The sequence below is a fragment of the Paenibacillus sp. S-38 genome (genome assembly GCF_049942825.1).
Lineage (GTDB): Bacteria > Bacillota > Bacilli > Paenibacillales > NBRC-103111 > Paenibacillus_G.
This window is the reverse complement of sequence record NZ_CP187970.1, coordinates 3,550,224-3,569,494: the sequence shown is the minus strand read 5'-3', so window position 1 is coordinate 3,569,494 and position 19,271 is coordinate 3,550,224. Positions and strand designations below refer to the sequence as shown.

The 19,271-nt window shown below is 60.4% G+C and carries 17 protein-coding genes; 5 read left to right on the top strand and 12 right to left on the bottom strand.

The genetic code is table 11. The features are described 5' to 3' along the window. Positions 1-3 precede the first annotated feature (3 nt). From cysW to ACP26L_RS16355, 6 genes are all read right to left on the bottom strand, one after another. The gene (gene cysW / locus ACP26L_RS16380) at positions 4-888 is read right to left on the bottom strand and encodes a sulfate ABC transporter permease subunit CysW (protein ID WP_426454084.1); all 885 of its coding nucleotides are present in this window, start codon (positions 886-888) and stop codon (positions 4-6) included. A gap of 21 nt (positions 889-909) precedes the next feature. Next, complete coding sequence (gene cysT, locus ACP26L_RS16375) at positions 910-1,746, bottom strand: sulfate ABC transporter permease subunit CysT (protein ID WP_426454082.1); 837 nt, start codon at positions 1,744-1,746, stop codon at positions 910-912. A gap of 62 nt (positions 1,747-1,808) precedes the next feature. Then, positions 1,809-2,903: a sulfate ABC transporter substrate-binding protein gene (locus tag ACP26L_RS16370; protein WP_426454080.1), complete on the bottom strand. Its 1,095-nt coding sequence runs from the start codon at positions 2,901-2,903 to the stop codon at positions 1,809-1,811. Positions 2,904-3,263: 360 nt separating this feature from the next. Next, positions 3,264-3,740, bottom strand: a complete 477-nt coding sequence (locus ACP26L_RS16365; RefSeq protein ID WP_426454079.1) for a Fur family transcriptional regulator — start codon at positions 3,738-3,740, stop codon at positions 3,264-3,266. Positions 3,741-3,802: 62 nt separating this feature from the next. Next, on the bottom strand, positions 3,803-4,849 hold the full coding sequence (locus tag ACP26L_RS16360; RefSeq protein WP_426454077.1) for a CobW family GTP-binding protein: 1,047 nt from the start codon (positions 4,847-4,849) through the stop codon (positions 3,803-3,805). Positions 4,850-5,056: 207 nt separating this feature from the next. Next, positions 5,057-5,338, bottom strand: a complete 282-nt coding sequence (locus ACP26L_RS16355; RefSeq protein ID WP_426454075.1) for a hypothetical protein — start codon at positions 5,336-5,338, stop codon at positions 5,057-5,059. Positions 5,339-6,044: 706 nt separating this feature from the next. Here ACP26L_RS16355 and ACP26L_RS16350 point away from each other — a divergent pair. The 4 genes from ACP26L_RS16350 to ACP26L_RS16335 all read left to right on the top strand — a co-directional run bounded on the left by ACP26L_RS16350 (position 6,045) and on the right by ACP26L_RS16335 (position 9,366). Continuing rightward, complete coding sequence (locus tag ACP26L_RS16350) at positions 6,045-7,421, top strand: N-acyl-D-glucosamine 2-epimerase (RefSeq protein ID WP_426454073.1); 1,377 nt, start codon at positions 6,045-6,047, stop codon at positions 7,419-7,421. Positions 7,422-7,580: 159 nt separating this feature from the next. Then, positions 7,581-8,207, top strand: a complete 627-nt coding sequence (gene trhA / locus ACP26L_RS16345) for a PAQR family membrane homeostasis protein TrhA (RefSeq protein ID WP_426454071.1) — start codon at positions 7,581-7,583, stop codon at positions 8,205-8,207. A 213-nt stretch (positions 8,208-8,420) separates the two neighbouring features. Beyond that, positions 8,421-9,116, top strand: coding sequence for a GT-D fold domain-containing glycosyltransferase (locus tag ACP26L_RS16340; protein WP_426454069.1), 696 nt, complete (start codon positions 8,421-8,423; stop codon positions 9,114-9,116). Between the two features lie 82 nt (positions 9,117-9,198). Beyond that, positions 9,199-9,366, top strand: coding sequence for a hypothetical protein (locus ACP26L_RS16335; protein ID WP_426454067.1), 168 nt, complete (start codon positions 9,199-9,201; stop codon positions 9,364-9,366). 524 nt (positions 9,367-9,890) lie between these two features. Here ACP26L_RS16335 and ACP26L_RS16330 read toward each other — a convergent pair. Both ACP26L_RS16330 and ACP26L_RS16325 read right to left on the bottom strand, forming a co-directional pair. Then, positions 9,891-10,298 (bottom strand): DUF4395 domain-containing protein, encoded by a 408-nt coding sequence (locus ACP26L_RS16330; RefSeq protein WP_426454066.1) that lies wholly within the window; start codon positions 10,296-10,298, stop codon positions 9,891-9,893. Positions 10,299-10,365: 67 nt separating this feature from the next. Continuing rightward, positions 10,366-12,888, bottom strand: a complete 2,523-nt coding sequence (locus ACP26L_RS16325) for a DNA topoisomerase 3 (protein WP_426454064.1) — start codon at positions 12,886-12,888, stop codon at positions 10,366-10,368. A 210-nt stretch (positions 12,889-13,098) separates the two neighbouring features. Here ACP26L_RS16325 and ACP26L_RS16320 point away from each other — a divergent pair, with 210 nt between their 5' ends. After that, positions 13,099-14,388 (top strand): MFS transporter, encoded by a 1,290-nt coding sequence (locus ACP26L_RS16320; protein WP_426454062.1) that lies wholly within the window; start codon positions 13,099-13,101, stop codon positions 14,386-14,388. A 299-nt stretch (positions 14,389-14,687) separates the two neighbouring features. Here the strand turns inward: ACP26L_RS16320 and ACP26L_RS16315 are convergent, their stop codons facing one another. The 4 genes from ACP26L_RS16315 to ACP26L_RS16300 form a co-directional block, all read right to left on the bottom strand. Continuing rightward, positions 14,688-15,761: a LysM peptidoglycan-binding domain-containing protein gene (locus tag ACP26L_RS16315; protein WP_426454060.1), complete on the bottom strand. Its 1,074-nt coding sequence runs from the start codon at positions 15,759-15,761 to the stop codon at positions 14,688-14,690. A gap of 163 nt (positions 15,762-15,924) precedes the next feature. Continuing rightward, the gene (locus tag ACP26L_RS16310) at positions 15,925-16,866 is read right to left on the bottom strand and encodes a type II secretion system F family protein (protein WP_426454058.1); all 942 of its coding nucleotides are present in this window, start codon (positions 16,864-16,866) and stop codon (positions 15,925-15,927) included. A 3-nt stretch (positions 16,867-16,869) separates the two neighbouring features. Then, positions 16,870-17,832 (bottom strand): type II secretion system F family protein, encoded by a 963-nt coding sequence (locus tag ACP26L_RS16305; RefSeq protein ID WP_426454056.1) that lies wholly within the window; start codon positions 17,830-17,832, stop codon positions 16,870-16,872. A gap of 3 nt (positions 17,833-17,835) precedes the next feature. Continuing rightward, on the bottom strand, positions 17,836-19,260 hold the full coding sequence (locus tag ACP26L_RS16300; protein WP_426454054.1) for a CpaF family protein: 1,425 nt from the start codon (positions 19,258-19,260) through the stop codon (positions 17,836-17,838). Positions 19,261-19,271 lie beyond the last annotated feature (11 nt).

Genomic DNA, 19,271 nt, shown 5'->3' with positions numbered 1-19,271 from the left:
ATCTTACTCCTCCTCCGGGCGCTGCTGCCCATGTTTCCACTCGATGATGCTCTTGACTGCCAAGGTCACTACGGCGAGAAGGACCAGCAGAGACGCCATGGCGAAGGAACCCGCAAAATTATATTCGTTGTACAGAATCTGAATGTGAAGCGGCATCGTATTCGTCGATCCGCGGATATGACCCGAGACCACGGACACGGCGCCGAACTCGCCCATCGCCCTCGCATTGCATAGAATCACGCCGTAGAGCAGGCCCCACTTGATATTCGGCAGCGTGACCTTCCAGAAGATCCGCCATCCTTTGGCCCCGAGAGTGACCGCGGCTTCTTCCTCGAGTGTTCCCTGCGCCTGCATCACCGGGAGAAGCTCCCGGGCAACAAACGGGAAGGTCACGAAGACGGTGGCGAGCACGATCCCCGGCAGGGCGAAAATGATCTTGATGTCGTTCTCCTGCAGCCACGGTCCGAACCAGCCCTTCGCTCCGAACAGGAGGACGAAGATCAGGCCCGAGATGACCGGAGAGACGGCGAAAGGCAGGTCAATCAGCGTGATAAGCAGGTTCTTGCCTTTGAAGCGGAACTTCGTGATCGCCCAGGCGGCCGCGACCCCGAACACCAGATTCAGCGGTACGGCGATCGCCGCCACAGTCAGCGTCAAGCGGATCGCTGCGGCCGCATCCGCTTCAACCAGCGCCGCCTCGTAGACCTCCCAGCCCTTGCGGAAGGCTTCGACGAAGATACTGGCGAGCGGAAGGATCAGCAGGAAGCCCAGGAACAGCAGTGCGATGGTAATCAGAATGCCGCGGACCAGTCCCGATTCCGTAATATGCCGGGGTCTCCCGGCAGCGGCCGTCTTGGTCCGTACGGCGGTAGCTACATAACCGGCCATGTTCTCTCCTCCTTCTCCATGCTATGCCGAGGTGACATGACGGTTCGCACGCCACTGCAGCAGGTTGATAATCAACAGGGTGATGAAGGAAATCACGAGCATAACCATTGCAATCGCCGTAGCCCCCGCGTAATCGTACTGCTCGAGCTTCGTCATGATGAGCAGCGGAGCGATCTCGGTCTTCATCGGCATGTTCCCGGAGATGAAGACGACGGAGCCGTACTCCCCTACCGCGCGGGCAAAGGCCAGCGTGAAGCCGGTCAGCAGCGAGGGGAACAGCGCCGGGAAGATGACCTTCGTGAAGGTTCTCCACCGGCCCGCCCCCAGCGAGACGGCCGCTTCTTCCACTTCTTTATCCAGCTCCTCCATCACCGGCTGCAGCGTTCTTACCACGAACGGGATGCCGATGAAGGTCAATGCCAGCATAATACCGAGCGGCGTGAAGGCGATCTTGATGCCGTGCGGCTCCAGCAGCGAACCGATCCAGCCGTTCTGCGAATAGATCGTTGTAAGGGCAATCCCCGCTACCGCGGTAGGCAGAGCAAATGGCAGATCCACCAGCGCATCGACGAACTTCCGGCCCGGAAAGGTGTAGCGCACAAGCACCCAGGCGACGATGAAGCCGAAGACGGAATTGATGAGGGCCGCCCCGAAGGCGGTGCCGAAGCTGATCTTGTAGGCCGCGATAACCCTCGGGTCGAGGATCGTCGCCCAGAACTTATCCCATCCCATGCCCGATGTCTTGATGAAGATCGCAGACAGCGGGAAGAGGACGATCAGGCTGAGGTACATCACAGTAAAACCCATCGAAAGCCCGAACCCGGGTAGAATACTGCGCTCTTTCCAAGCTTTTGCCATGGATATCGTTCTCCCGTTCCATTAATAAATTCAGCAGATCTGGGTGAAATAAGCGAATCGTATTATGGCTTATAGATTTGGTCGAAGATGCCGCCGTCATTGAAGTGCGTCGTCTGTGTTTTCGTCCAGCCGCCGAACGGCTCGTCGTTGATGGTGAAGAGATTGATCTTGCTGAACTGGTTCTCGTACTTCTTCGCGACGGATTCGAGGCGCGGGCGGTAGTAATTCTTCGCCGCAATCTCCTGCCCTTCTTCCGAGTAGAGGTACTCAAGGTAAGCTTTGGCCACCTCACGGGTCCCCTTCTTGTCGACTACCTTGTCAACAATGGCGACCGGCGGTTCGGCGAGTACGGAGACCGAAGGTGTGACGATCTCGTATTTGTCCTTGCCGAATTCATTGATGGAGAGGTAGGCTTCATTCTCCCAGGCGATCAGTACGTCGCCGATGCCGCGCTGTACGAAGGTCGTCGTGGAATCGCGGGCCCCGGAATCAAGCACCGGCACGTTCTTGTAGAGCGCCTGCACGAATTCCTTCGCTTTGGCCTCATCCTTGTTGTTCTTCTGGTATGCGTAGCCCCAGGCCGCCACATAGTTCCAGCGGGCGCCGCCGGAAGTCTTCGGATTCGGAGTGATGACCTGCACGCCCGGCTTGACGAGATCATCCCAGTCCTTGATGCCCTTCGGGTTGCCCTTCTTCACCAGGAAGACGATCGTCGACGTGTAAGGCGATGCATTGTCCTTCAGTTCCTTCTCCCAGCCCGGTTCGATCAAGCCGGCCTTCTGCACCGCGTCGATGTCGTAGGCAAGGGCGAGAGTGACCACGTCCGCTTCCAGACCGTCGATTACCGAGCGGCCCTGCTTGCCTGAGCCGCCATGGGACTGCTTGAACGTGACGTCCTGCCCCTTTTCCTTCTTCCAGTACGCCTGGAATGCTTTGTTAAAGGAGACATACAGCTCGCGGGTCGGATCGTAGGATACATTGAGCAGTTCCACCGGCTTCGCCGACGCTGCCGGTTTGGCCCCATCGCCTGCCGCCGGTGCGGTAGTGGACGAAGTCTCCTTGCTGCCGCAGGCGGTAACCCCTGCAAGGGACAAGGCCAGTACGGTTAAGGCCGAGAATCTTCCGAATCGAGCCAGCAGGCTACTTTGTGTTTTCATAAGAGTGACGCTCCCTATTTATCATATTTACTTATATATGGTTTATCAGATGGGATTAGGCGGATATGTGCCTATGCCAAAAGATATGCGCTCCGGTAGACCGGTCACTCATATTCATAATTCCGATAAACTTACTTTGTTATTGCGTATCTTAGCATCAGGGCTCCTGTCCTGTCAATCGGTTTTTTAGAAAATTATACCTTCCTTTTTGTAAGTGAAAAAAAGCCTTCATCCCATGCTCTCCCAAAGGAAAGATGGAATGAAGGCTGCTGTCTGCGGTGATACATTGACTTTTGTGAACGGAAGAGCGAACTGCCCTGCGGCATCAATGCGTTGAAAACAAGCGAATATTCCTCTCTTCTAGTCGGCAGACTCTTCGCTGCCTGACTCCGCCGCCTGCGAACAATCTCCGCAGTAGCCGAGCACCTCGAAGCGGTGGTTGACGATCTGAAAGTCATCCGGCAGACCGGGCACCTGCTTCATCGGACAAAACTCGAAGGGAATCGTCTTCTCGCAGCGAAGACAGATCAGGTGGTGATGATGATGGGTCTGGCAGCGGGCACGGAACTTAAGCCCGTCGTTCAGATAAATCTGCTCCAGCACGCCCATCTCGCTCAAGAGCCGGAGATTGCGGTAGACGGTATCGAAGCTGACACCGGGGTACTTCTGCCTCATATGTTCATAAACGTCCTTGGGGGACTGGTAGCCATCGGTTCCGGCGAACAGCGCGGCCAGGCTTTTGCGCTGATCGGTAATCCGCCATCCCTTGCTCGACATCGCCCCGACGATTTCGTCGATCGTGCTTTGAACCTCGTGCGCATGCTCGTGTTTGGACATAATGACCTCTTCCCTATGAAGACTTGACCTCTTCTAATAATGCCCTATGAGCCGCACGCGCGTCAAGATTGGCCGGCCTCCAGCGCGGCCAGCTCCGCCTCCAGCCCCCGCTTGTCAAAGTGCTCGCCGATGAACACCGCCACGCTCGGCAGCTCTTCCTTCGGAGCGATCTTCATAAGGTCCATTTCCCGGTACGCGTATTGGAAAAGGAACGGGGAGACCGTGTCGGAGAAGCGCAGAATGCCCTTCGCCCGGAAAATCTCTTTCGGCAGCCGGCCGACCATCGCCTCGAACGCTTCGCTGTCCACCGGTACCCCAAAATAGTGCGTATGCACCATCACGTGCTCATGGCTGTGGTGCGTATGCCCCGGCTCCGCGTCTGCATGTCCGCAGTGCTCGTCGTGGGCATGGCCAGGCTCGTGCGAGTGGGAACACGTGCGGTGTCCGGCCTCTGCCTCGCCCGCGGCCGCAGCTGCCGCATGCCGCTCCGCCACACCGCCTTCGAGCCGGTCGAAGAGCGACAGGTCGATCTCGCATTTCACGGCCGCCGTGATCGGTGCAGAACCGTTCAGCTCCCGCAGCAGGTTCTCGGTATCCAGGAGCTCCTGAGGCGTCACCAGATCGGCCTTGTTGAGAACAATCTGCGTGGCACAGCGGATTTGGTCCTGCATCAGCTTGTACGTCCTGGCCTTTGGCGTACGGGAGCGCTCCAGCAGATGCGCTGCATCGACGACCGAGATGACCGACTTCAGCTCCACCCGGGTCAGCATCGAGGCATCCGTGATCCCGTCGAGCATCTCGATGGGATTGGCCGCCCCCGTGCATTCCACGAACACGGCGTCCGGCTCATGCTCTTCGATGAGCTGCTTGAGCTCCATTCCAAGGTCTCCGCGGATGGTGCAGCAGATACAGCCGCCGAGCATTTCCGTCATCGGCACCTCCTCATCGACAAGCATACCGTCAAGGTTAACATCGCCAAGCTCGTTCATCAGCACGGCCGGCCTCCGGCCGGAGAGCTGGTAATAATCGATAACCCGCGTCAGCAGAGTCGTTTTGCCGCTGCCGAGAAAACCGCTGAGAATATGTACGGGTACTGCCTTCTTTTCCATGCCGCATCACTCCGTTCGGATCTTGGCCGCCGCCCTGTCTGCTGAGACGGGCAGCGGCATTTCTAAACTAATATTGTACCTTCCGGGCCCGGAGCCCGTCAATTTGACCTCAGAGATGGGAGGCAAATCTTCATCAGTACTTGAACCTGCGGATGCTTCCCTGCGGCTCGCCTGCCGGTTCGTCCATCTTCGGGGACGACCGCGCAATCACGTCCGATCAGCCGCAGCTGGTCGCTGAACGCCTGCTCCGCCGCTCCAATCCAACCTGCCCGCCCTTGCCGCCCCTGTCGCCTCTTCCGCCAACGCTGCGATCCCGACCATTGCAGCAGGCGCCTCCCCGGTGCCGTCCGACGTCTGTTCGGCTGCGGCCGACACGTCCTGGGCATGCTCATCAAGCGTGCAGGCCATCCGGATCATCTGACCGAGCGCACCCTCCACCTCGCGGACCCTGCCCACGCTGCGCAGCACTTCCCTGATATTGCCGTGCATTGATCGGCCGCCTCCTGCATCACCATCTGGGTCTCGCCGATCATCACCGTGATGCGGGCCGAAGAGCTCACGACTGCTCGGCAAGCTTGCGAACCTCGCCAGCAATCAAGGCAAAGCCCTTGCCTCCCCGCTGCTGCGGCCGGCTTTTATCAAGGCGTTCAGCGACAGGATGTTCATGTGGCCCGCCAGGGGCGTAATGACCCCCGCGTACTGCGGATTTCACCGGAGAACTCCGTGAGCCTGCGGATCGGTTAAAACCTGTTTCAACAAATTTCGCAATAATCGTAGGAGCTTCTTTCCTTTGTTCTATGCCGTCCTTCAGTCAGGTACAATAAGAGAGACAAAGGTTTCCCGGGAGCTGGCCTGGAAGCATGCCCGGAACAGCACGTGCTGCTAAACGGGCCATCTGCCTGCGGCTGAAGCAATCAGCCGATAGTAACTGGACTATCTAAACCGACTGGAATCCACCCGAGCGTTATGCCTGCAGCTGAGTGAGCCGGTCGAAAGTCACTCAAGTCCCGACCATTGACCGGAACAAGATTCAATGGATTGCAGCCATTCGAAACTGCCTTAATGGTCCGCAATCACCTGGAACGAAGCTATCTTCCCGACAGCCATCTTCTTGTTCAGTATCCATTTCCAGAGTTCATTTCCAGTGCCCATCTCAGCCCTCGCACCCTCTGATCTGCAAAGGAGGCCAGCCAACGTGACCGCAAGCCCTGCAGCACACCTGTCCATCGAAGCAACGATCCAGATCGACCCCACATTCCCGTACTATCTTGACCGCTCCTCCGAGAGTATCGCCTCCGAACTCCTCCTGGCCGGCTACCGGAACGTCAGGTATTTCGTCACCGATGAGACCCGGGTGAACGGCGAGCTGATCCGCGCCCTCCGCAGGCACGGCATGCAGGTATGGGCCATGGTGCTCGGCAACGGCGCCTACTCGACCGGTCATCTTCCTCCGGACTGGCCCAGGTGGCAGATGACTCTGCTCAAGAAGACGGACGACGGCTACTTCCGCTTCTCCCCTCACAGCACCGCCTATCTGAGATGGAAAAAAAGCAGCATCGCCCGCCTGCTCCAGGAGCATCCCTTCTCCGGACTTGAAGTGGCCGAGCCCTATTTGCCGGAGTGGAATGGATTGACCTCCGGCGTATACGGCGATGTCGGTCCGATGGCCCAGGCGGCCTTCAAGGCATTCAGCGGCAGCGAGATGCCTGATTTCACGCACCGCACCTCGCCGCGGTACTATAAAAAGGACCGTGCCCGGTATCTGCTCTGGGTCGACTTCCGGGTCCGGGCGGTCAACGGCTTCCTCCACGAGCTGATCAACGGACCCGGCGGAGCCCGCAGCGTGCGCCCGGACATCCGGATCGCCACATGGTCGATTGCGGTGGATGCCGGACGGGATCCGGTCGGCGCCAACCGCGAGGTCCAGGGCATCGATGCCGCCGAGATGATCCGCCTGATCCGGCCCGACCTGCACATTCTCCAGACCCATTGGCCGGATTGGATGCGGGCGGGCCTGCCGGCGGATTACGTGCGCCGCTATGCGCCGTTCGTCCGCCACATCCGCGCCTCCCATCCCGGTGTGCCCCTTGGCGTACAGACGGATATCGGATCTCTCGCACCCATGCGGCGCAGCCGGGCCTGGCTGGATACCTTCGCGCGGACGGCCCGGGAGGAAGGCTACCGGATGTGGACGGCCTACGAGTATTCGATCGGCCTGTCCATGTACACGGAGCCGCCGCGTGCGCTGCGCGCCCGGCGGACGGACCGCCGGACGGTCTTAGTCGAGTTCGATAAGCGGATCGATGAAGCCTCGGCGGCGGCGGTCTCCTCTTACCGCTGCCTTGAGGGCGGGCAGCTCCGGGACGTCTCGCCGCTGAAGGCGGTGCCGGACGGCAGCCGGGTGATCCTGATGACGGCTGCTTGGCCCGACGGCTCCTTCGAGCTGGAACTGAGCGGCATCCGCGATACGCCCGAGCGGTGGCTCGTCCCCGGGCAGCAGCACAATGAGATTGCACCGGGCAGCCGGGTCAGGGTTCCGGCTGCGAAGCCGGAAGAAGGCTCTGTGCCTTAAGAAAAGTTTCACAATTAGACATTGGTCATTTGGACGCGGGAGCGTTACAATAGTAGAAACAAAGTGGAGCCCCGAATGTGGACGCCGTTTGGAAATCCCGAATGGGCAGTCCTTTCCCCCGGCCTACCTTGATTCGGATTCGGACAGGAGTTGATCTCTTTGGAGCAGTCCATTCTACGGCAGGAGCGCGCGAACGCCATCTCGCACGGCGTAGGCATCCTGCTCAGCATTGCCGCCCTCATCCTGCTCATCCTGCAGGCTGTGCAATCCGGCAGTGTGTGGCATATCGCCAGCTTTACCGTGTTCGGCTTGTCCCTGATCCTGCTGTATACGGCCTCCACGCTGCTGCACAGCGCCCGCAGGGAGCCTTGGGTCAGCATCTTCGAGATCCTCGACCATTCGGCCATCTACGTGCTGATCGCCGGTACCTACACGCCCTACCTGCTCGTCACGATCCGAGGCCCGCTGGGCTGGAGCCTGTTCGGCACGGTGTGGGGACTGGCTTTGATTGGGATTATTTTCAAGTTTTTCTTCGTCAAAAAGTTCAACTTTCTCTCCACCCTCTTCTATATCGGGATGGGCTGGCTGATCATCTTCGCCTTCGAGCCGCTCCAGCAGCAGCTCTCCGCTCCCGGCGTCATGTGGCTTGTCATCGGCGGCGTGCTGTACACCTTCGGTACCGTATTCTACCTGTGGCGCCGGCTGCCGTATCATCACATGATCTGGCATCTGTTCGTGCTCGCCGGGTCGGTCTGCCACTTTATATCGGTGTACCTGTACGTATAGGCGCCGGAGCTCTGCGGCTGCCCGGCTCTGCGGAGGGACTGGCGTCCATTTACAGCTGCCTCCCGCCCTTTCGATGCACCCCCTAGTACGACGTTCATAGTATACCTATGGACAGTCATACGAAGGGGTGTTTTGTGTATTATGCTAAGCAGCAGGCAGAGGGTAAGAACCATCGAAAAGCATTTTCGCCGCAAGACAGCCGGTCCCGTGTGGGTGTACAAGGCAATTAAACGTTCAATCGACCGCCGCAGGCCCATCTCGGTCATCCGGCTGGGCGATGTCATGGCCAAGCTGCTGTCGGGACGCAACGTGAAGTCGCTGAATTACGTCTCCGACTTCCTCGGCATTCCGCTGCCGCCGCCGAAAAAGCTGCGCATGCAGCTGGTGCAGGCCGTCCGCTCCTCGCACATCGTCGGTCTCTCCCACTATGAGAGTTCCATGAAGTACATCTCGCTGTTCATGAAGCGTTCGGGCTGGCGGCCGCCGGTCATCGCCGACTCTTTCATCAATGACCAGCTCTATGAGCGCGGCATGGTCCACCGGCTGCTCCGCAGCTATAAAGTAGCTCTCGTGGGACGTGCCGCACCTGCAGCGGCCAAAGAGCTGCGCCGCCGCGGCATCCGTGTGGCGCTGACCGTGCCGCTCGATAATTACGGAGGCCTGGCCGCCGCTTACCGCAAGCTGGCCCGGCACCGGGGCAGCTATCAGCTGGTGCTCGTCGGCGCAAGCGTGCCCGGGCGGATTCTCTGCCCGCGCATCGCCCGGCGGCTCGGCCGCACGGCCATCGAGATCGGCCACATGATGGACGCGCTCTCCCAGCCCCGCAGCTGGGGCAAGCACAAGGACAGCCGGCGTGTCTTCAAGTTCCGCTGGATGCGCAAGATCCGCGCCCGCCGCAAGCGGCGCTGAGGCAGGCCCGCTGCGAGCGGAGCGTAGAGCGTGAGCGTAGAGCGTGAGCGTTGAGCGTGAGCGTAGAGCGTGAGCGTAGAGCGTGAGCGTAGAACTTGAGCGGCGCCGAGGCAGGTACGCAGCGAGCGAAGCGCTGAGCGTGAGCGGCGCTGAGGCAAGGCCGCAGGCGGTGCGCGGCATGCGGGCCTTGGACTCGGGCAAGCGAGGAGCGCGGGCGCTTGCATCGGGCGAGCGTGGAGCGCGGGCGTAGGACTCGGGCGAGCGAGGAGCATGGGCGTCCGCCTCGGGCGAACGTGGAGCGCGGGCGTTGGACTCCTGCGAGCACGGAGCTCAGGCGTTGCACTCGGGCAGTGCGCACCTCTAACTGGCGCCTAGACCAGCAAGGCTGTGTTTGTGCCGAAATGCCGCGCCTTCCATTCAGCTGCCTCCCTCGCACCGTTATCTATCGCATCATGAAAAAACCTGTAATACAGCTGACCGGCCCTCTCCATGCCAAAAGAACCTTCACTCCACGAATTATCGCGGAGATGAAGGTTCTCTTTGTTTACCTGTGACGCTGACCACAGCATAACGGAACTCAGATGTCTTATATCGTCTGCAGCAGGATCTCGCAACTATTTAACGGAACTCAGATCACTTATTTGGGAGTTTCTGAGGGTTGTGGAAGCAATCCGGCCCGGATAAGATACTTGAGTTCCGCTATTCTTTGGGAAATACCGGGAAATACACCAATAAAGAATCGTAGTTCCGCTATTGCGATTTTCACACCGAGGGTCAACGCCGCATCCTTTTGAACTGGTAGTAGAGAAAGCAGCCGACACAAAAGCCGCAGATCGCCACCAGAGCGGCCAGAGCAACCATGCCGGCGAACAGATAGCCGATCCAGCTCCCCGGGCTGATCCAAAAGGAGATCAGGGAGAGGGTCAGCAGCCCGACCGCAATCGAGTTATTAAATCTCTGCAGTTCCCGGGATTCGGTCGGCGCACCGGCTATGCGATGACGCAGCAGGGGAGCGGCCAGCTGGACGATCAGATTGGCGCGGATTCCCTGCCACAGCCCCAGCACTTGGATGGCCCAGAGGGCCACAATCAGTACGGGGAGCTGGAAGACGACCGCCAGGAGGACAAAAAGCACTATCCCCGCCTGGTTGGCCCGAACGTATGGAATAGGAATCTCTTTCATAAGTGCCTCCACTCTCCGGCTCTATGCGCAGGGCTTATGCTGCAGCAAAGGGCCGTTCTTTTGAAGATCATACGGGTTCAATTCCCAGCCTTCCGGTCGCACGGTCCAAAAGGACCATTCTGGCTTCCACCGGCTGTCCCTGCTCGCCGATCAGCTGCATGGCCGCCGTCCGCCCGTGCTTCAGCAGATACATGACAGCCGTATCCGTAAGCGACGCCCCGAAGCTGTCTTTCCAGATTACAAACCCGCAGCCGAATTTGTAGTGGCTGCAGCCGTAGCCCCGCTTGCCGCGGATGATGCGTCCGCCGCAGCCATCGCGCGGGCAGGCGCCAAGCGTCGCCGCCGGCGGTGCAGCCGCAGCGGACGCCGCAACCTGAGCCTGCGTCAGCGCCGCCGGCTCACTTGCTCCAGCCGCTGCGCTCCGCGTCCCGCGCACTGCGCCCGCCGCCGGCTCGCCCGCTCCAGCCGCTGCGCTCCGCGTCCCGCGCTTCGCTCCCGCTGACGCCGCCAGCTCGCCCGCTCCCGCCGCTGCGCTCCGCATCCCGCGCTTCGCTCCCGCTGACGCCGCCGGCTCGCCCGCTCCAGCCGCTGCGCTCCGCGTCCCGCGCTTCGCTCCCGCTGACGCCGCCGGCTCGCCCGCTCCCGCCGCTGCGCCCCGCGTCCCGCGCTTCGGGCCTGCGGTGCGCCCGCGACCGCGTCCCGCTCCGCCTGCGGCAGCCGCTTCGCCCTCGAATGCCGTCTTCTCGGCCGGGCGCTGCACGCGCACCTTATCGACGATCATCGTGGCGAACTTCTTGACGTTCGCCATGAACTGTTCGTCGGAAGCGGAACCGCGCGCGATCTCGTTGAGACGACGCTCCCAGTGGCCGGTCATCTCCGGGGAGGTCAGCAGCTCGACGCCCGCCCCCCGGATGAGCTCCACGGCCGTACGTCCCTTCGGCGTGATTGCAATCCGCTTGCCCTGCATTACGACGTAGCCAACGTTCTTCAGGCGCTCGATCACTGAAGCCCGGGTAGCCGGCGTCCCGAGGCCGGAATCTTTCATCGCGTCGCGCAGCTCTTCATCCTCGATCTGCTTGCCCGCGCTCTCCATCGCCTTGAGCAGCGTGCCCTCCGTATAGGGCTTCGGCGGCTGGGTTTCCTTCTCTTTTGCCGCGCTCTTCTTGCAGCGTACATCCTTCGACGCATCGAGAGTAAACGGCGTCTGGACTTCCTCCTCCGCCGACTCCTCGTCGTCTTCCTTGCCGTCCGCCTTGCCCTTGCCCCTGCCGGACGGCTTCTCTTTCTTCTGGTCGGCGTAGATCACCTTCCAGCCGAGGTCGAGCAGCTGCTTGATCGTGCTCTTGAAGCGCTCCCCCTCCGCCGCGGTCAATACGGTATGCATTTTGTAGGAAGCGGCCGGGTAGAACTGCGACAGGAACCGCCGGACGATGAGGTCGTACAGCTTCGCTTCATCCGGAGGCAGCGCCCCCGGGGTCTTGTGGGTCGGAAGAATCGCATGGTGGTCTTCAACCTTGGAAGGGTTGCAGACCGCCTTGTTATTCTTGTGCACGAACTTCTTGTCCGCCCCTTCCACCAATCCGCGGTAATCCGTCTTCCCCAGCTGGTCGAGCGCCCGGTGCATCTCCGGGATGTTCTGCTCCGTGACATAGTTGGAGTTCGTCCGCGGGTATGAGATCGCCTTATGCTTCTCGTAGAGCGTCTGCGCCAGATCGAGCGTCTTCTTCGCGGAGAAGCCGAACTTCGCATTGGCTTCCCGCTGCAGCAGTGTCAGGTCATAGAGCTTGAACGGATACTCCTTCGTATCCTTGACTTCATAGCTCTCGATCGTTCCTCGCTTGCCCTTTACCTTCTCGGCCAGCGCCTTCGCCTTCTCGCCGTCCGTGAGCCGATCGCCCTGCCAGAGACCCCGGTAGAGGGTCTCGCCCTGCTCGAACCAGGCTTCCACCTCGTAGTACTTGTTCGACTGGAAAGCTTCGATTTCTTTCTGCCGGTCATACAGCAGCGCGAGCACCGGGGTCTGCACCCGACCGACCGACAGCAGCTCCTTGTGCTTGGTCGTAAACGCGCGCGACCCGTTCATCCCGATGAGCCAGTCCGCTTCACTTCGAGCCTTCGCCGCACGAGTAAGCGGTTCGAAGTCCGCTCCCTCCTTGAGCTCGGCGAATCCCCTGCGGATCGTCTCCGGCGTCAAGTCGGAGATCCACAGCCGCTTTACCGGCTGCTTCAGCTTCAGATGCCGCTGGATCAGCGAGAAAATATGCTGCCCCTCCCGCCCGGCGTCGCAGGCGTTGACGAGCAGGGAGGCGCGCTTGGCGAGCTCTGCGATGACTTTGAGCTGGTCTTTCGTTCTGGCATTCGGCACAAGCTTGAACTGCTCCGGAATGATCGGCAGGTCGCCGAGATTCCACTTCTTGTACCTGTCATCGTAAGCATCGGGCTCCGCCAAACCGATCAGATGGCCGATCGCCCAAGTGATGATATATTGTTCTCCTTCAATATAAGTCCGCTGGTTTTTGGCTTTGGGATCGATTGCGGCCGCAATGTTCCGGCCCATATCGGGCTTTTCCGCAATGATGAGTGTTTTCAACAGTGTATCGCTCCTTAGTCCATCCTAAAGCATATGGCAGGCCCTATCGACAGACCGCCTGTCTATTTTACAGACTTCGGAGCCAAAAAGAAATGCATTTCTGAGATAATCGGCCCCTCCGCCTTCTAGTTCTTTACCGATTTTCCATTCGACTTTTGGGGTTACATATATTACCATTGATTTGTTGGAATAGAAAAAGGAGAGGTATTGATGAAACCGCTGTTCGAAGTGCTCCGCATCCCGAATTACCGCAATCTTCTGCTTGCCGCGTTCACCTCCCAGATGGGGAGCGTGATCGGACTTACGGCTTTCATGTTCTATCTGCTCGACCGCTTCTCGGGCCAGCCCTTCTACGCGACGCTCTCCGAACTGATGCAGTCCCTTCCCGCCTTGTCCGTCTTCTTCTTCGTCGGCGTGCTTGCCGACCGGATGGACCGGCAAAAGATTGCGGCAAACTGCGACTGGATCAACGCCTTGCTGTCCCTCGCCCTGCTCGTGATGGTACAGTGGGACTGGGTGCCCCTGATCTTCGCCGTGCTGTTCATCCGAAGCGCCGTCTCCCGTTTCTTCTTTCCGGCTGAGCAAGCGCTCGTGCAGGGCGTTTTGACCGACAAAGACTACAGCGTAGCCGCAGGTCTCAACCAGATGATGGGGAGCTTGTTCCTGCTGTTCGGCACTGCACTCGGCGCCGCCGCCTACTGGAAGCTCGGGATTAGCGGCGCCCTGCTCTTGGATGCGGTCTCCTTCGCCGTATCCGGACTGCTCATCCGCTCCTGCCGGATTGGGGAAGCCGTCCGCCTGCCGAACGGACGCCATACCTGGGGGCAGCTGAACTTCCGGGTGATCGTATCCGACTTCGCGGACGGGCTCCGCTACATTCTCGGGCACAAGCTCCTATCCATGCTCGTGGCAGGCTTTGCTGTCTTCGGGATCATTAACGGCGGCATGAGCATCATGCCGGTCTTTATTCTGAAATACAAGCTCGCGCCCCAAACCTACGAGGAGCATGCCGTATGGCTGGGCATCCTCTTCGGGACCGGCCTGCTCCTTGGCAGTCTCGCCGCATCCCTCCTTGCCGCAAAGTGCAAGCCGTATCATCTGATTATCGGAGGACTGATGAGCAGCGGCCTCCTGCTCGGACTCTGCGGATGGGTCACGTCCATCCCGTATTTTTATGTCATCAGCTTCATCGTCGCCTTCACCCTGCCCGCTGTGAATATCGGCCTGGGCGGCTGGCTGCCGCGTATTGTCGACCCGGGACGGATGGGGCGCGTTCAAGGATGGATCGGTCCCTTGATGATGCTGACTCAATCGGTAACGCTCGGGCTCATCGCCCTCTTCTTCCCCTCCCGGATCGGCATCGAAGGGCTGTTCCTGATCGTGGGCGGCTGCTTTCTGGTTACCGGACTCTACTATTTTGCCGTACTTCCCCGCCAGTACCGGGAGGATGCAGCCGTCGCCGCTTCACCGGTGCCGGCCGCCGAGGAAGCCTCCGCATGAGGACGACGAGAGGGCAGAGACGGGCATTCCTGCCTGTCACTGCCCTCTCCCGGCTCTTCTGCACTTCGTTTTTGTCCAACCAATTGCACACCGCCCCCTGTCCTATCGGCCCCGCCTCCAGCCCTCTTCCTCGCAGTGAGATCAACGCCGCTGCCCCCATTTAGGACGAAGCGCGTTTATTACAATGTCAGATGACCCTAACGAGCTGATGCGCGTCATACTTGATGAATAGGATAAAAAACCGCTTCCCCCGACCCCAAAAGGACCACGGACAGCGGTTGCTTCCCCATCTCCTGCGCTTACCGTGTCTCCCACCATTTCAGGTACGGATGCGGGTTGAGCGGCTTCCAGGACGAGTTCGTATCGTACATGCCGAAATGCAGATGGGAGATGAACTTGCCGGAAGTTCCCTCCGGACCGTAGCCCGTGGACCCGACATACCCGATCAGCTGCTCCCGTTTGACCTTCGAGCCCAAAGCGATCCCGTCGGCATAACCGGACAGATGGGCGTAATACATCGCAATTCCGTTATCCGCCTCAATGGTGAGTCTCCATCCGCCATACGTATTCCACCCTATGCGGATGACCTTGCCGTCCCAAGCGGCGAACACCGGCACACCGGTATTCGCTTCCATGTCATTGCCTTCATGCACCCGCGCCGTCTGGCCGAGCGAGAACATGCGGGCATCTCCGTACGTATCCCCAAACGGCAGATAGGTACGCCCCATCAGCGGAAACGTGCCTTCGACGAGCATCCCCGGAGCGGAAACGGACGGCGCAGCGGGAATCGTCAGCTTTTGCCCCTCACTCAGCCTGTCGCTTGTAAGTCCATTGGCTTTCTTGAGCGCGGAGATCGTTGTCTCCGTCTTGCCCGAGATCGAATAGAGGGTGTCCCCCTTCTGTACAATATACCAGGGACTTACCGTCGTGAGATGCTGTCCCGCCTGGATGACATCGCTCTTAAGCCCGTTCCACGATTTGAGCTGGGCCACGGTCACACCGTATTTGAGCGCAACACTCCAGAGCGAATCGCCCTTCTGCACGAGATAATGGCGCTCTTTCTTATAATTCTTGGCCAGCGGATAGACGGCGTAAGCCGAGATCATGGCTTTGCCGGAGGCGCTGATCGTCACCGGCGTATCCATCACGACCGCCGTCCCGTTCTTATATGCGGTGCCCGAGCCGGTCTGAAACCGCAGTGTCACTTCGTCGCGTTGGATCTCGATCCTGCCGCTGGCCGCCGTCCAGGTAACCTTAGCGCCCATCGCCTCGAATACATCCCGCAGCGGCACGGTCGGGCTTTTGGCCGATGCACCGCCTGCGGCAGGGAAGATGGAGACCAGGACGGCCGTGGCCAGAATCGGCTTTCTCATGCTTCGAAACACACTCGTTTCCTCCCTTTGTCTCCGGTTCTTTTCCGTTACTGTTCCTCCATTTACCAGAGACTATGAGAGGAGTTTCTTACCAAACGGAGGGGATAACCTTTAGACTAGGGGGCAGTCATATCACGGGAGCCGGGGAGGCTGCCGTCAGCCGTCATTTCGCAAACGCTTCGATAAACTGGATGACAGCCGGGCCGAGCAGCACGATGAACAGCGACGGGAAGATGAAGAGCACGAGCGGAAACAACATCTTAATCGGCGCCTTCATCGCCTCCTCCTCCGCCCGCTGCTTGCGCTGCTCGCGCACCTCGTGCGACTGCACGCGGAGCACCTGCACCATCCCGATTCCGAGCTTCTCCGCCTGCAGAATCGAGGAGATCAGCACGCGCAGCTCATCGAGCGGAAGCCGGTCGCGTACGCCGATCAGCGCTTCACGCCGCGTCTTGCCGAGGCGGATCTCCTCGAGGCAGTAGCGGAACTCGCCCGGCAGCACGCCGCCCGACTTTGCCACGAGCTTGCTCAGCGCGGCATCGAAGCCGAGTCCGGCTTCGAGCGACACCGTGAGCATATCGAGCACATCGGGCAGCTCGCGGAGAGAGAGGCGCAGCCGCTGCTTCGTCTTCAGCCGCAGATAATACGCAGGCAGCATGGCTGCTCCCGCCAGCCCCATGCCGGCGAACAGCACGATGCCCCCGAAGCCGGAGCCGATCAGCCCCCCGTACAGCCCGAAGAGCGTGGGCAGCAGCACGTACAGCACGAGCTGCAGCATGCGGAACTCCAGCGTCCCCATGCCCATTGGCCGTCCGGCCTGCAGCAGACGCAGCTCCATGCGGGAGGCCTGCGCCTCTGTCATCCGCCGTCCAAAGCGCCGCTTGGCCAGCAGCAAGCCCTTCTTCACGAAGGCGGCCAGAGCGGCCTTCCGGCCGGGATCGCCGCCCTCGGGATCGCCGCTCTCCTGAATCGCTGACGCGACCGTCTCCCCTTCCGAGGAGATCATCGCCAGGCGGCGGCGCACCATCCCCCGCCGCTGCTCCCACGTGACGAAGAGGGCATAGACGGCTAAGGTAACGGTTAGAAAAAAGCTGAGAAACACCATGGTCTACACCTCAATCGTCGTCATTTTGCGAATACACACGAACCCGATGATCCCTGAGAATACGCCCGCGCCTACCATGAGCAGGCCCACCGGGTGGTGGAAGAGCGAGCCGATGTAATCCGGTTCGATAAAATAAATCAATATACCGAGCACCACCGGCAGCAGACCGATCACGATGCCCGACAAGCGCCCCTGGGCCGTAAGCGTTCGGATCTGGCGCTGGATCTTGTTCCGGTCGCGGATCGTCTGCACGATCGTCTCTAGCACGACGGCCAGATTCCCGCCGACCTGCCGCTGGATGAGGATGCACTGGATCATGAGATCGAGATCCGCGCTCGGCATCCGCTCCTTGAGACGAAGCAGAGCCTCCTCCATCGTAGTTCCGTACTGCATCTCCTTCAGCACGATCTCCATCTCGCCGCGGATCGGGTCTTGGGATTCGTCGACCACCGTCTTCAGCGCCTGGGCAAACGAGAAGCCGGCCCGAAGCGAGCCGATGATCGTCGTAATCATGTCCTGCAGCCCGTCATTGAACCGGTTGATCCGCTCCTGTTCCTTGCTCTTCACCACCCACTTCGGTGCGAGGTATCCGAGAAGCACCCCGAGCAGCAGACCCAGCATGCTGCCGGTAACCAGCAGGAGCAGGCCGCCGAGCAGCGCCATGGCGACCCACTGCAGCAGAATGTATTCCTCCGGGCGCAGGGTGAGGCCGGCCCGGCTGAGCATATCTTCCAGCCGGTCGTTCTTCTTCTTCGTCAGCACGTTCTCCTTGACCGCCTGCTTGTAGAGCTGCAGCTGCACGAGCAGACTGAACTGCCGGCGGCCGAGCCGGCGTTTGTCGTTCAGCGCCAGATAGCGCCGGACACGCCCCTTCAGCTTCCGGTCGGAGAGGAAGAGCGTCTGCAGCAGCGCCGCGAACAGCAGGAAGGAGGAGAAGGCAAAAAACAATACAAGAAGCCATTTCATCCGTCATTCCTCCTCAATGAAGACTGTCGGCGGGATGAAGATCCCCGAAGCCTCGAGCCGCTCGTAGAATTTCGGCCGGACACCCGTCGGCACGAGCCGGCCGATCATCCGCCCCTCGTCGCTGACGCCGGTCTGCCGGTAGACGAAGATGTCCTGCAGCACGATGACATCGCCCTCCATCCCCTGCACTTCCGTGATGTTCGTGATCTTGCGCGAGCCGTCCTTCAGCCGGGACTGCTGGATAATCACATCGATCGCGCCGGCGATCTGCTCGCGGATCGCCTTCACCGGAAGGTCGATCCCCGCCATAAGCACCATCGTCTCCAGACGGGAGATCATATCCCGCGGGGAGTTCGAGTGTCCGGTGGCCAGCGAGCCGTCGTGGCCCGTGTTCATCGCCTGCAGCATGTCCAGCGCCTCACCGCCCCGCACCTCGCCGATGACGATGCGCTCGGGGCGCATCCGCAGCGAGTTGCGCACGAGGTCGCGGATCGTGATGCCGCCCTTGCCCTCGATGTTCGGCGGGCGGGATTCCAGCGAGACGACATGGTCCTGCGAGAGCTGCAGCTCGGCCGCATCCTCAATCGTCACGATCCGTTCGTCGCTCGGAATGAACGAGGAGAGCACGTTGAGCGTGGTCGTTTTGCCGGAGCCCGTGCCGCCGCTGACGAACATGTTCAGCCGCGCCTTGACGCAGGCGTCGAGGAATACGGCCATCTCGCGGGTCACTGTGCCGAAACCGATGAGGTCCTCGATCGTATACGGATCCTTCGAGAACTTCCGGATCGTAATCGTCGGACCCTTGAGTGCCAGCGGCGGGATAATGACGTTCACCCGGGAGCCGTCGGGCAGCCGCGCGTCCACCATCGGCGAGCTCTCGTCGATGCGGCGGCCGATCGGCGCGACGATCTTGTCGATGACGCTCATGACATGCTCGTCATCGCGGAACTGCACATGCGAGAGCTCCAGCTTGCCCCCCCGCTCCACATACACCTGATTGGGCCCGTTGACCATCACTTCACTGACTTCATCATCCAGCAGCAGCGGGTTGATCGGGCCGAAGCCGGTCAGATCGTTAACCAGCTCGTCGATAACCTTCTTGCGGTCGATCCGCCCGCGGAACGACTCGTCTTCCTTGAGAATCTCGACGGCCATCGCATCAAGCTTGCCGATCACCGACTCCACATCGTCGTCCTTCAGCTCGCTCAGCACCTGCTTGTACAGCCGATTCTTGAGCTCCTGGTGCTTGGTCGGCTGCGACCGCTGTTCGCGGCTCTGGCTGCTTTCACCCGGCCGGCGGGTCTCGCGGAATGCCGCAATGGGATCTTTCCTCGGCGGCTTTGGCGGCTGCGGCTCGAGAAGCTCCTCCGGGGCCCCTTCCCCCTGGACCTGCGACGCCTTGGCCTGTATCCGGTCCATCAAACTCATCACACAGCCTC